Here is a 12,360-nt window from a genome sequence, read left to right on the forward strand (position 1 = left end):
CGTCGAGGCCGGCATGCTCTGGATCAACTCCCAGAACATCCGCGACCTGCGCACGCCCTTCGGCGGCGTGAAGGCCAGCGGCCTGGGCAGGGAGGGCGGCCGGTACAGCATCGACGTCTACACCGAGGCGCACATCGTGCACGTCGCCACCGAGGACCTGCCGATCCCCCGCTTCGGCCTCGGCTGAACCCGTCCCGCCACGTCCTTCACTGTGCGCCCGGGCGTAACGTCCGGGCCATCTCGGCGGTCTACCGTGCCCGCATGACGACGCGCAGGTTGTTCGCGAGCGTGCTGGCCGCCGTCCTGGCCGGCGGTACGGTCGCTGTCGTGCTGACCCAGACGCCATCCGCCACGGCCGAGCGCCGCGGCCAGGCCCCCGTCGTGATCGGTCACCGGGGCGCGAGCGCCCACCGGCCCGAGCACACGCTGCTGTCCTACGAGGCGGCCATCGCCATGGGCGCCGACTACATCGAGCCCGACCTGGTCTCCACCAAGGACCACGTGCTGGTCGCCCGGCACGAGAACGAGATCTCCGGCACGACCGACGTGGCCGCCCACCCCGAGTTCGCCGATCGGCGCGCCACCAAGGCCGTGGACGGCCGGCCGGTCACCGGCTGGTTCACCGAGGACTTCACGCTGGCCGAGCTGAAGACGCTGCGGGCCAAGGAACGCGTGCCCGACCTGCGGCCGGACAACACCGCCTTCGACGGGGTGGCCGAGATCCCCACGTTCGAGGAGGTCGTCCAGCTCGCGCAGCGGCACGGCGTCGGGGTCTATCCCGAGACCAAGCACCCGACGTACTTCGACTCGATCGGCCTGTCGCTGGAGGAGCCGCTGCTGGAGGTGCTGAACCGGTACCACGTGCGCAAGGCGTACATCCAGTCCTTCGAGACGGCGAACCTGCGCGAGCTGCGCGGACGGACGCGGCTGCCGCTCATCCAGCTCATCACCTCGGGCGGCGCGCCCTACGACTGGGTCGCCGCCGGCAGCACCCGCACCTACGACGACATGGTGACCCCCGACGGGCTGCGCGAGGTGGCCCGGTACGCCGCCGGGATCGGCGTGGACACCCGCCGGGTGGTCCCGGTGGACGCCGCGGGCGCGACGCTGCCCCCGACCACGCTGGTCCAGGACGCCCACCGCAGGCGGCTGGAGGTGCACGTGTGGACGATCCGCAACGAGAACTCCCAGCTGCCCGCCGACCACCGCAGGGGGAACCCGGCCAGCCCGGTCTACGGGCGGGCCACCGGCGACGTGGCCGGCTGGCTGGCCAGGCTCATCGAGCTGGGCATCGACGGCGCGTTCTGCGACGACCCGGCGATGGGCCGCGCGGTGGTCACCGGACGCCCCTCCTGACCTGGGCGCACGCACGAAGCGGCGGGCCCCTCCTGACCGGGGCGCACGCACGAAGCGGCGGGCCCCTCCTGACCGGGGCGCGCACACGAAGCGGCGGGCCCCCGTGCCGGGGACCCGCCGCCGGTTCGCCGCCGGGACGGCCTCAGGTACGGCGCCAGCGGGACTCGCCGAAGCAGTAGCCCGCGAACAGCAGCAGCCCGAGGGCCACCACCGCGAGCAGCCACGGCCCCACCGGCGTGTCGGCGAAGCGCCGCAGGGTGGCGTCGATGCCGCCCGCCTTGTCGGGGTCGAAGGTGACCGCCGCGTAGCCGACGAAGACGCCGGCGCCGCCGGTGATCACGCCGCGGGCGATGTAGCCGGCCTGGCCCAGCCGTTCCATCACCTTGCGGGCCTTGGGCGACATGCGGCCGAGGTCGAGCTCGCGCTCGAACTTCTTGGTGACGCCCTCGTGGATCCAGTAGACGCCGAGGGCGACGATGCCGAGCCCGATCAGGCCGACGATGACCTGGCCGCCGGGCAGGTCGAGCAGCTTGCTCGTCAGGTTCTGCGACTGCTTGTCGTCGGACTTGGCCTGACCGGCCAGCAGCACGCTCAGCAAGGTCACGCAGATCAGGACGTACACGCCGGTGCGGAAGGCCGACTGCGCGCGGTCACTCGCCTTGCGGTGACTGAACAGCGCCTCCGACGCCTGCCACAACGCCAGCCCGGCGAAGCCGACCGTCATGATCCACAGCAGCACCTGGCCGAAGGGCAGTCCGGCGATGGTGGTGATGGCTCCCGACTTGTCGGCCTGGCGCGAGCCGTCGCCGAAGGCGATCTGCAACGCCAGCACGCCGATCAGCGCGTACAGCACGCCGCGGCAGGCCAGCCCGATGCGGGCCAGCGTGGTCATCGCCGGGCTGTCCGCTGCTCTGCGGGCCGCGTTCTTGGCCTCGCGGCCCGCGTCCATGGCGTCGCGGCCCGCGCTCTGTGCGGTGCTCACCGTTCCTCCTGGGGGTTTGCGGAAGAACTCCCCTTTGCCCGGGAAACGGCGTTCTAGGCGTCGCCGATCAGTCGAAGGCGAGGGTGGGCAGGTCAACGGCCGTGGCGCCGCCGTCGGCCACGACCACGCTGCCGGTCATGACGGCGCTGTCCGGCGAGGCGAGGAACAGGCAGATCGCGGCGATCTCGTCGGCGGTGGCCGGGCGGCGCAGCGGCACGTCCTTGGTGACCAGCTCGTACGCCGCGTCGCGGGTGATGCCGTCCCGGCCGACCAGCACGTCCATCTCCTCGTCGGCCATAGGCGTGCGCACCCAGCCGGGGCACAGGCAGTTGGCCCGGACGCCCTGGGGGCCGTAGTCGCGGGCGATCGAGCGGGTCAGGCCGATGAGCGCGTGTTTCGTCGTGACATATCCAGATACGGCCGGGCCGGCGGCCAGGCCCGCGATCGACGACACGACCACGATCGCCCCCTTGGCCCGCACCAGCGCCGGCAGCGCCTCCCGGCAGGTCACGAAGCAGGTGTTGAGGTTGGCGTCGAGGCTGAGCCGCCAGGACGCGTCGTCGGTCTCACCGACCGGCCCGCCCCCGTGACCGCCCGCGTTGGCCACCACCACGTCGAGCCCGCCGAAGCGGCCCAGGCACGCCTCGACCGCCGCCCGCGCCTGGCCGGTGTCGGACATGTCCGCGCAGGCCACGGCCGCCGCGTCGCCGAGGTCCGCGGCCACCTCGGCCAGCGGCCCGGGACGCCGCCCGGTCAGCATGACCGAGGCGCCCTCGGCGGCGAACCTGCGGGCGGTCGCCGCGCCGATGCCGGTGCCCGCCCCGGTGATCAGCGCGACCTTTCCCTTGAGCCTCATCGCCTACTCCTTTGCAACGGGAAGCTATATGATTTCATAGACGAATTCGTGGAGGAAGGAGCGGCCATGACCGATCGCCCTGCCGGTTGGAAGAACATGGACGATTTCGCGCCCGGGATCGCCACGAACCGCCTTCCGGCCACGTACGCGCTCGCGGGCACCGAGGTGGACCTCACCTTCGACGACGGCAGCAAGACGTCCCTGGCCTTCGCCGGTCGGTACAAGCTGCACGCCGACGGCGGCCCCGCCGAGCCGTACGAGGCCGTGGCCATGCGCGAGGACCTGTTCTACGTCGGCCGCGCGCACGCCGAGCGGCCCCGCGAGTACACGGTCACCGTCCTGCACACCAGCACGGGCCGGGCGCTGCGCGTGGTCTCGGTCATCGCGCCCGAGCCGGTCCCGGGGCAGCCGCGGGTGTCGCAGACGTTCACGCCCGGCGTGATCGAGGGCCGGGAGGTCACCGGCGAGCCGCCCGCGCCGACCCGCGAGCTGATCGGCCGCCGGGCCCTGTACCGCTACAGCCCCGAGCACCTCTACGAGCACGTCTACCTCAGCTCCGAGCGCTACGCCTGGCAGTGCCTGGCCGGCGCGCAGCGCGGCCACGGCGACGTCGATCTCGCCGCCGCCTGGAAGATCGCCGACGGCCTGTACGTGTTCACCTTCCGCGAGTTCCGCATCCCGGTCGCGGCCACCTGGCTCTACGACTGGACGGCCCTGCGCACGGTCGGCACCTTCTTCGGCCTGTCGGGCGAGGGCGAGATCCACCACTCCCCCGGCGGCGCGCACATCGAGCCGCTGGGTCAGGTCACCTATCCGGCCGGTGAGGAACCGGTCTGAGGAGAAACACAGATGAGCGACAATCTCGACGCCGTACGCGCCTCCTACGCGGCCTCGGCGGCCGGCGACGTGAACGGCATCGTGTCCCTGCTGGGCCCGCAGGCCCGGTGGACGGAGATGGCCGGCTTCCCGTACGCGGGCACGTACGTGGGGCCGCAGCAGGTGCTGTCGGAGGTGTTCGCCAAGCTGGGCAGCGAGTGGGACGGCTACCAGGCCGAGCCGGAGGAGTTCGTGGACGGCGGCGACGTGGTCGTCGTGATCGGCCACTACAGCGGCACCTACCGCGCCACCGGCAAGTCGATGAGGGTGCGCTTCACCCACGTCTGGCACCTTGAGGACGGCGTGGCCACCCGGTTCGAGCAGTTCACCGACACGGCCCTGGTCCGGGAGGCGCTCGTCCCATGATCCCGTCGCGCGGCCGGATGAGGGCCGGCCGCGCGACGTCCTCAGCCGGTCAGCTCGCCCACGCGGCGCATGACCTCGCGGCAGAACGCGCCCACGCCGTCCGGGTCGTCGATGAACTGCGACGGCTTGATGCAGAACGTGGTGTACCCCTCGGCCATCCGGGCCGGGATGTGCTCCAGGGCGGGGCCGAGCGGCGCGCAGGAGACGGCGTCGGGGAAGACGGCCCGCGTGCCGCCGGCCAGCTCCAGCTCGCCGATGTCCCGGCCGGCCGCCTTCATGCCGTCGGCCAGGGCCTTCATGTCCTCGGCGGGCGGGTAGCCGAGCGGGTTGAACCCGCTGCCCCAGCGGGTCATCCGGCGCAGCAGGGGGCCGCTCATCCGCACGCCGCCGAACCACAGCGCGGGCCCGCTCTCCCGGTACGCCTTCGGCTCGAAGTACACCTCGTCGAACCGGTAGTGCCGGCCGTGGTAGGTGACCGGCGAGTCCCGCCAGAGCAGCTCCCAGATCTCCAGGTGCTCGTCGAGGAGCTCGCCGCGCCGCTCGAAGGGCACGCCGAGCGCGGCGTACTCGTCGCGGCTCCAGCTCACGGTGGGCAGCACGACGAGCCGGCCCTGCGACAGCAGGTCGAGCGTGCCGAGCTCGCGGGCCAGCGCCAGCGGGTGGCGCAGCGGGGCGAGCACCGCGGCGGCGGCCAGGCGCAGCCGGGTGGTGACCGAGGCGACGGCCGCCAGCAGGCCCAGCGAGTACGGCCACGGCGTGAACGGGTCCTGGTTGCCGGGCAGCGCGTACTCGCGGGGGTTGGCCATGCGGCCCCGGGCGCCGGCGTCGGGGCCGAGCACCAGGTGTTCGCTGATCATGACCGAGTCGAACCCGGCGTCCTCGGCCTCACGCGCCCACCGGACCAGCACCGGCAGGTCGCGGGCCGAGGTCATCGTCCAGTTCTCGGACAGCACGAGTTGCATGCGCGGTTGCTTCATCTTGCATTCATACCCGAACGATCTTCAGCAAGCTAGCTCTTGAACCCAATCGTTTGGCACCTTACGATCCCTCCAAAATCCGCAGAGAGGTCGCCCATGATCCCCATGAGGGCACTCGCCGTCCCGCTCGCCGCCCTGCTGCTGGCCGCCGGGTGCGGCCTGTCCGACGACCCGCCGGCCGCCTCGTCCGGGGCCGCCGGCGACGTCATCAAGGTGGGCGGCGTCAGCTCGCTGAGCGGCGCGGTCACCTTCCCCGACTCCTCGGCCGCCGCCAAGGCCGTCTTCGACCGGGTCAACGAGCAGGGCGGCGTCAACGGCCACAAGATCGAGTACGTCAGCGCCGACGACAAGGGCGACCCGGCCGCCGCCGCCCAGGCCGCCCGGGACGTGGTCACCAACCAGGGCGTGGTGGCGCTGGTCGGCTCGGCCAGCCTGCTCGACTGCGCCGTGAACGCCCCCTTCTACCAGCAGTCGCGGATCGTCTCCGTGCAGGGCACCGGCGTCGACCCGACCTGCTTCGAGTCCCCGGCGATCTCCCCGGTGAACACCGGCCCGTACCTCAACATGGCGATCAACCTCTACTACGCCTCCGAGGTGCTCAAACGGGACAAGGTCTGCATGTTCCTGGCGATCCTCGGCAACACCAACGACGCCTACGGCGGGGCCGTGAAGAGCTGGACCGCGCTCACCGGCAAGAAGCTCACCCTGGACGACCGCACGGTCAAGCCGGACTCCGACCCGACGCCGTTCGTGCTGCGGGCCCGGCGGGAGGGCTGCCAGGCGGTCCTGTACAACGGCACCGAGCCGATGGCGATCTCCTGGATGAAGGTCGTCAAGCAGCAGCGCGTCAGCGGGATCGACTGGCTGATGACCACCGCCCCCTACACCGAGGCCGTCGCCAAGGCCCTGGGCGCCGACGGGGACGGCATGTACGCCAACGCCGAGTTCGAGCCGTTCACCGAGGCCGACTCGCCCGCGCTGAAGGACTGGCGCACGCTCATGACCTCGAAGAACGCGCCGCTGACCTCCTTCGGCCAGGGCGGCTACCTGGCGGCCACCTACTTCGTGGACACGCTGAGGACGATCAAGGGGCCGATCACCCGGGAGTCGGTGACGGCGGCCTTCCAGTCGCTCAAGCCCGTCCGGACCCCGATGACCGGCACCCCGTACGAGTTCGGGCAGGCCGCCAGGCACTTCTCCAACCGGGCCGGCAAGATCGTCCAGCTCCAGGGCGGCGCGTGGCACGTGGTCACCCGCGACTGGGTGCGCTACCCGGGGACGCTCGGCTGATGTTCCAGGGCCTGGTCTCGGGGCTGGCCGCGGGCGGCACCTTCGCCGCCCTCGGCCTCCTGCTCACCGCCATGTACCGGCTGACCGCGACGGTGAACCTGGCCGTCGCGGCGACCGGCGTGGCCGGGGTGTACGTGATGGCCGCGCTCGCCGGGACGGGGTGGCCGTACTGGGCGGCGGCCCTGGCCGGGGTGGCGGCGGGGGCGCTGGTGTCGGCCGGGTGCGGGTTCGTGATGACGCGGTGGTTCGCCGAGAGCGGGCCGCAGACCCGTACCGCGGTGTCGATCGCGCAGCTCATCGGCATCATCGCGCTGGCCTACATCGCCTTCGGCGACGAGCCGCGGGTGCTGCCGAACCCGGCCGCGGGCCGCGTCGCCACGCTGGCCGGGGTGGTGGTGACGCAGGGCGCGGTCGTGCTGCTCGCCCTGGCCGTGGTGATCGGCGCGGGCACCTGGCTGCTGCTCACCCGGACGCCGCTGGGCCTGCGCCTGCGCGCCATGGCCGAGCGGCCGGTGACCACGGAGCTGCTGGGCATCGGCACCCGGGCGCTCACCGTGACCGTGTGGGCCCTGGCCGGCGCGCTGTCGTCGCTGGTGCTGCTGGTGGTGGCGCCCGTGCGGTCGAGCGACATCCTGTCGCTGAGCATGCTCATCGTGCCCGCCTGCGCGGCGGCGCTGCTCGGCGGGCTGCGGCGGCTGGCCGGGGCGCTGCTCGGCGGCCTGGCGCTCGGGCTGCTGGAAGGGGTGCTCGCGGGGTCGGCGGTGGTGCAGCAGTACCGGGACGTGGTGCCGTTCGCGGCCATCCTGCTGATCCTGGTGTGGAGCCGGCGGCGGGAGGTGTGGGATGCGTCCCGCTGACGGGCCTGTGGCGCGGTGGGCGGCCGCGGGCGTCCTGATGGCGGCGGGAGCCTACGGGCTGGCCGCCGGGCTGCCGGCGTACTGGGTGTTCCTGGCGATGTCGGCGGTCATCTCCGGGGTGCTGCTGCAGAGCCTGGGCGTGGTGGCCGGGCAGGCCGGGATGGTGTCGCTGTGCCAGATGGCCTTCGCCGCCATCGGCGCCTGGACCACCGCCCAGCTCAACGTCTGGGGCGTCCCCGGCGGCCTGTACGTCTGGCTGCCCCTGGCGGGCCTGGCCGCCGTGCCGTTCGGGCTGCTCATCGGCCTGCCGGCGCTGCGGCTGCGCGGCGTGCACCTGGCGATCGTCACCCTGGGCTTCGCCGCGACCGTGGACGTCGTGATGGCCGCCAACTCCTTCCCCGGCGTCAGCCAGGGCGTGGTGGTGGGCCGTCCGGCGGGGCTGACCTCCGACCGCCAGTTCTTCCTGTTCTGCTGCGGCGTCTTCGCCCTGGTGGCGGTGGCGCTGGCGGTGGTGCGGCGGACCCGGCTGGGGGCGTCGTGGCGGGCGCTCAAGGAGTCCGAACGGGCCACGGCGGCGGCCGGGACCAGCGTGCCGGGGGCCAAGCTGAGCGCCTTCGCGGTGAGCGCCTTCATCGCGGGCGTGTCGGGCGCGCTGCTGGCCGGTCAGCTCGCCATGGTGGTCTCGCGCAACTTCGACCCGGGGCAGTCGCTGGTCGCCTACGCCGTGGCCGTGATGGCGGGCGCCCACCACGCCGAGGGCGCGCTCGTCGGCGGGGCGCTGGGCGTGCTGGTGAGCGAGCTGCTGCGGCGGTTCGGCGTGCCGCAGCAGTGGGCGAACGTCGTGTTCGCGGTGGGCGCGGTGCAGGCGATGACGCAGGGCTCGGGCATGAGCGACGGCCTGCGCGCCGCCCTGCGCTCCCGCCGTGCCCGCCGTGCCCGCCGCTCGCGCGGGTCCGGCGCCGGGCCGGACGTGCCCGCCGCGGCGGCGGCGCCCGAGCTCCCCGCGCCCGGCCCGGACGGACGGCCGCCGGCGTTGCGGATCGAGGGCGTCAGCGTGCGGTACGGCCAGGTCGTGGCCGTGGACGGCGTCGGCCTCACCGTGCTCGCCGGCGAGGTGCACGGGCTGGTCGGCCCGAACGGCGCGGGCAAGTCGTCCCTGGTCGACGCGATCAGCGGATTCGTGCCCGCCGGCGGCGGCCTGGTCGAGGTCGGCGGCGTGGCCGTCGCCGGGGCCCGGGGCGGCACGGCGGTCCACCGGCGCGCCAGGGCCGGGTTGCGCCGCACGTTCCAGCAGGACCGGGTGCCGGTGGGCCTGTCGGTGCGCGAGTACCTGCGCTTCGCCGCGCGCCGCGCCCTCAGCGACGCCGAGCTGGCGGAGGGCCTGGCCGGGCTGGTGGCGGCGGCGCCCGGCGACCCGATCGCCGCGCTCGACGTGGGCAGCAGGCGGCTGCTGGAGGTGGCCGGGACGCTGCTGGCCCGTCCCGCGGTCGCGGTGCTGGACGAGCCCGCCGCCGGCCTCGGGCACGCCGAGAGCGAACGGCTGGGCGCCTGGCTGCGCCGGGTTCCCGCCCGGTACGGCGCCGCCGTCCTGCTCATCGAGCACGACCTGGACCTGGTCAGGGCGGCGTGCACGGGCGTGACCGTGCTGGACTTCGGCCGCGTCATCGCCCAGGGCCCGCCCGCCGAGGTGTTCGCCGAGCCCGGCGTCCTGCGGGCCTACCTGGGTCAGGAGCCCGCCGCGTGAGCGGGCGGACGGGAGGCGACCCCATGGACCTCGTGCTGCGGGACGTGACCGTGGCCAGGGGCGGCCAGCCGGTGGTCAGGGGCGTGACGCTGACCGCCGCGCGCGGGGAGGTCACCGTCCTGCTCGGCCCGAACGGCGCGGGCAAGACCACGCTGCTCGAAGCGGTCTCGGGCGTGCTGCCCGCCGCCGGGGGCGAGATCGTCCTCGGCGGGACCACGCTGACCGGCCGGCCGCGCACCCACCGGGCCCGGCACGGCCTGGCGCACGTGGAGCAGGGCCGGGCCGTGTTCGCCACGCTCACCACGCGCGAGAACCTGGCCCTGGCCGGCGACCCTGGGCGCGCGCTGGAGCTGTTCCCCGAGCTGGAACGGCGGCTCGACGTGCGGGCCGGGCTGCTGTCCGGCGGCGAGCAGCAGATGCTGGTGCTGGCCAGGGCCATCGGGACCGGTCCCGCGGCGCTGCTGCTCGACGAGATGTCGCTCGGCCTGGCCCCGGGCGTCGTGCGCCGGCTGCTGCCGGTGATCCGGCGGCTGGCCGACGAGGGCTGCGCGGTGCTGCTGGTCGAGCAGTTCGCGCACGCCGCCCTGGCCCTGGCCGACAGCGCGTACGTGCTGGCCCACGGCGCGATCACCTACGGCGGCGACCCCGCGCCGCTGCGCGAGTCGGATGCCGCGCTCAGGCGCGCCTATTTGGGAGATGATTCATGACGAACGCGGATCTTTTGCTGGTCAACGGGCGGGTGCTCACCATGGACCCGGCGCGGCCGTACGCGACCGGCGTGGCGGTGCGCGACGGCATGATCGCGCACGTCGGCGACGCCGCCGGCTGGAGCGCGGCCGAGGTGGTGGACCTGCGGGGCCGCGTGCTGCTGCCCGGGATCAACGACTCCCACCTGCACGCCTGCGGCTACGGCCTGACCCGCCCGCCGTTCTGCGTGGACGTCGCGGTGGGGTCGATCGCCGAGGTGCGGGAGCGGGTCGCCGCCGCGGTACGCGCGGCCGGGCCCGGCGAGTGGGTGCGCGGGATCGGCTGGAACCCCGGCCGGCTGGCCGAGGGCCGGTCGCCGTCGAGGACGGACCTGGACGACGTCGCCCCCCACCATCCCGTCCTCCTCCAGGACTTCTCCGGCCACACGACGTGGGCGAACTCCGCCGCGCTCCGGCTGGCCGGCTTGCCCGACGACGGCGACGGCCTGCTGCACCACGGGGACCAGGGCCTCGTCCAGCGCCTGGTGCCGCCGCCGCCCGGCGGGCTGACGCGGGTGCTGCGCGAGGTGGTGGCCGAGCTGAACCGGGCCGGGATCACCAGCTTCACCGAGCCGGGCCTCGGGCCGGGCGGCGGGGAGGCGTTCGCGGGCGGCATGGGGCCGGGGGTGCTGGGCGCGTACGCGGAGCTGGCCCGGGCCGGCGAGCTGACCGCGCGGGTGAGCGTGCTGGGCCTGCCGAGCCCGATGTCGGGCGCCTCGGTCGCCGACACCGCCGCCTACCTCGACCGCCTGCCGGACGACCTGGACGGCGTGGACGAGCGGCTGGTCCGGCTGCTGGGCGTGAAGGTGTTCGCCGACGGGATCCCGCCCTCGGAGACGGCCTGGATGCGGGAGGCGTACCCGTCGGGCGGGCACGGCTCGCTGTGCACGCACGGCGGCACGGACGCCGAGCGGGTCGCCGAGCTGGACGAGATCCTGCGCCTGGTGCACGTGGCCGGCCTGCAGGCGGGCGTGCACGTGGTGGGCAGCCGGGGCGTGGACGCCGTCGTGGACGCGCTGGCCGCGATCTCCCGCGAGCACCCGAGGGCCGACCCCCGCCACTACGTGATCCACGGCCAGTTCGCCTCGAAGCAGGCGCTGGCCACGCTCGGCGAGCTGGGCTACGGGATCAACCTCCAGCCGGTGCTGCAGCGCGTGGAGTCGGGCACCACGCGCGAGCTGTTCGGCGCGCGGGCGGCCGAGCAGGAGTGGCCGGCCCGCTCGGCGATCGACGCGGGCGTGCTGACCGCGTGCAGCTCCGACGCGCCGGTGACCGCGCCGGACTGGCGGGCGGGCGTGGCGGCGCTGGTCGACCGCGACGGCGAGGGCGTCTCGCTCGCCGAGGCCCTGGCCACCTATACGATCGCCGGAGCGCGGCAGGACTTCGCCGAGGGCTGGAAGGGCACGCTCACCCCGGGCAAGGTCGCCGACCTGTGCGTCAGCGCGGCGACGGCGGACGACGACGTCGTGGCCGCGCCGGTGGACCTGACGGTGTTCGGCGGCCGGGTCGTTTGGTCCCGTTCGTGAGCGGCGGACGTGAAGATTGTTAGGTACCGAATATACTTTCGTGCCATGACGGGACACCACACGCTGCGCCAGACCGAGGAGGCCATCGGCCAGCGGCTGGGCGACCTCAACATCGACTTCGAGGCCATGTGGGCGGTGTCGAACGTCTACCGGGCCTCCTCGGCCATCCGCAACCACCTGGAGCAGACCGTCCTGCGCGACACCGGCCTGACCTGGACGGGGTTCGTGGTGATGTGGGTGGTGTGGATCTGGGGCGAGAGCGAGACCCGCCACGTCGCCGCCGAGGCGGGCATCTCCAAGGGCACGCTCACGGGCGTGGTCAAGACCCTGGAGTCCTACCGTCACCTGCGCCGCTTCCCGCATCCCACGGACGGCCGCCGGGTCATGCTGGCGCTCACCGCGACCGGCGAGCGGCTGATGCGCGAGCTGTTCCCGGAGTTCAACCGGCAGGAGGCGTTCGTGGTCAAGGAGCTCGACAGCGATCAGCGGCGCGAGCTGGCCGGCTCGCTCAGGCGCGTCATGGAGCACCTGGAGAGCATCTGACCGGCAGCTCCCTGATGCCGTTGACGAAGTTCGAGCGGATCCTGCGCACCTCGCCGGCGAGCTCGATCGACGACAGGCGCGGCAGCAGCTCCTCGAACAGCACCCGGATCTCCAGCCTGGCCAGCGCGCCGCCGAGACAGTAGTGCCCGGCTGCAACTACGACTGGTCCGGCTTCACCGCCGAGCTGAGCCCGTGGCCGCTGCGCTGGCGCGGGGCCGTGCGCGGCATGGTGCACGCCGTG

At 73.7% G+C, this 12,360-nt stretch carries 13 protein-coding genes and 1 pseudogene; 10 read left to right on the forward strand and 4 right to left on the reverse strand.

What is annotated here, in order from left to right; all coding sequences use genetic code 11:
* Both ACWCSD_RS35115 and ACWCSD_RS35120 read left to right on the forward strand, forming a co-directional pair.
* On the forward strand, positions 1–187 hold a 187-nt coding region (locus tag ACWCSD_RS35115; protein ID WP_449921424.1), incomplete at its 5' end, for an aldehyde dehydrogenase family protein.
* 74 nt (positions 188–261) lie between these two features.
* A complete protein-coding gene (locus tag ACWCSD_RS35120; RefSeq protein ID WP_449921426.1) occupies positions 262–1,356 on the forward strand; it encodes a glycerophosphodiester phosphodiesterase in 1,095 nt (364 codons plus the stop codon).
* A gap of 142 nt (positions 1,357–1,498) precedes the next feature.
* Here ACWCSD_RS35120 and ACWCSD_RS35125 read toward each other — a convergent pair whose 3' ends face one another.
* Both ACWCSD_RS35125 and ACWCSD_RS35130 read right to left on the reverse strand, forming a co-directional pair.
* Positions 1,499–2,338, reverse strand: coding sequence for a DUF1206 domain-containing protein (locus tag ACWCSD_RS35125; RefSeq protein ID WP_397156211.1), 840 nt, complete (start codon positions 2,336–2,338; stop codon positions 1,499–1,501).
* Between the two features lie 67 nt (positions 2,339–2,405).
* Positions 2,406–3,194, reverse strand: a complete 789-nt coding sequence (locus ACWCSD_RS35130; RefSeq protein ID WP_397156209.1) for an SDR family NAD(P)-dependent oxidoreductase — start codon at positions 3,192–3,194, stop codon at positions 2,406–2,408.
* Positions 3,195–3,260: 66 nt separating this feature from the next.
* Between ACWCSD_RS35130 and ACWCSD_RS35135 the strand changes: the two genes are divergently transcribed.
* Together ACWCSD_RS35135 and ACWCSD_RS35140 are read left to right on the forward strand one after the other, a co-directional pair.
* Positions 3,261–4,031, forward strand: a complete 771-nt coding sequence (locus tag ACWCSD_RS35135; RefSeq protein ID WP_387669562.1) for a MoaF C-terminal domain-containing protein — start codon at positions 3,261–3,263, stop codon at positions 4,029–4,031.
* A 12-nt stretch (positions 4,032–4,043) separates the two neighbouring features.
* Entirely contained in the window at positions 4,044–4,436 is a 393-nt protein-coding gene (locus tag ACWCSD_RS35140; RefSeq protein ID WP_352330080.1) for a nuclear transport factor 2 family protein, read from the forward strand.
* A 41-nt stretch (positions 4,437–4,477) separates the two neighbouring features.
* Here the strand turns inward: ACWCSD_RS35140 and ACWCSD_RS35145 are convergent, their stop codons facing one another.
* Positions 4,478–5,413, reverse strand: coding sequence for a TIGR03619 family F420-dependent LLM class oxidoreductase (locus tag ACWCSD_RS35145; RefSeq protein WP_449921430.1), 936 nt, complete (start codon positions 5,411–5,413; stop codon positions 4,478–4,480).
* Positions 5,414–5,509: 96 nt separating this feature from the next.
* Here ACWCSD_RS35145 and ACWCSD_RS35150 point away from each other — a divergent pair, with 96 nt between their 5' ends.
* From ACWCSD_RS35150 to ACWCSD_RS35175, 6 genes are read left to right on the forward strand one after another with little or no spacing between them, the layout of a single operon-like run.
* Positions 5,510–6,703, forward strand: coding sequence for an ABC transporter substrate-binding protein (locus ACWCSD_RS35150; RefSeq protein ID WP_449921432.1), 1,194 nt, complete (start codon positions 5,510–5,512; stop codon positions 6,701–6,703).
* On the forward strand, positions 6,703–7,560 hold the full coding sequence (locus ACWCSD_RS35155; protein WP_449921434.1) for an ABC transporter permease subunit: 858 nt from the start codon (positions 6,703–6,705) through the stop codon (positions 7,558–7,560). The genes ACWCSD_RS35150 and ACWCSD_RS35155 overlap by 1 nt, the downstream gene beginning before the upstream one ends.
* Positions 7,547–9,304 (forward strand): branched-chain amino acid ABC transporter ATP-binding protein/permease, encoded by a 1,758-nt coding sequence (locus ACWCSD_RS35160; protein WP_397156201.1) that lies wholly within the window; start codon positions 7,547–7,549, stop codon positions 9,302–9,304. The genes ACWCSD_RS35155 and ACWCSD_RS35160 overlap by 14 nt, the downstream gene beginning before the upstream one ends.
* Entirely contained in the window at positions 9,301–10,011 is a 711-nt protein-coding gene (locus ACWCSD_RS35165) for an ABC transporter ATP-binding protein (protein ID WP_449921436.1), read from the forward strand. Before ACWCSD_RS35160 ends, ACWCSD_RS35165 begins: the two co-directional genes overlap by 4 nt.
* Complete coding sequence (locus ACWCSD_RS35170) at positions 10,008–11,576, forward strand: amidohydrolase (RefSeq protein WP_449921439.1); 1,569 nt, start codon at positions 10,008–10,010, stop codon at positions 11,574–11,576. The genes ACWCSD_RS35165 and ACWCSD_RS35170 overlap by 4 nt, the downstream gene beginning before the upstream one ends.
* Before the next feature lie 45 nt (positions 11,577–11,621).
* On the forward strand, positions 11,622–12,119 hold the full coding sequence (locus tag ACWCSD_RS35175) for a MarR family winged helix-turn-helix transcriptional regulator (protein ID WP_352327198.1): 498 nt from the start codon (positions 11,622–11,624) through the stop codon (positions 12,117–12,119).
* On the opposite strand, the pseudogene ACWCSD_RS35180 reads toward ACWCSD_RS35175, so the two are convergent.
* Positions 12,094–12,360 (reverse strand): annotated as a pseudogene (locus ACWCSD_RS35180) (hypothetical protein); the annotation flags it as partial. The gene ACWCSD_RS35175 and the pseudogene ACWCSD_RS35180 sit on opposite strands and share 26 nt — an antisense overlap.

The sequence above is a fragment of the Nonomuraea sp. NPDC001684 genome, assembly GCF_053596515.1.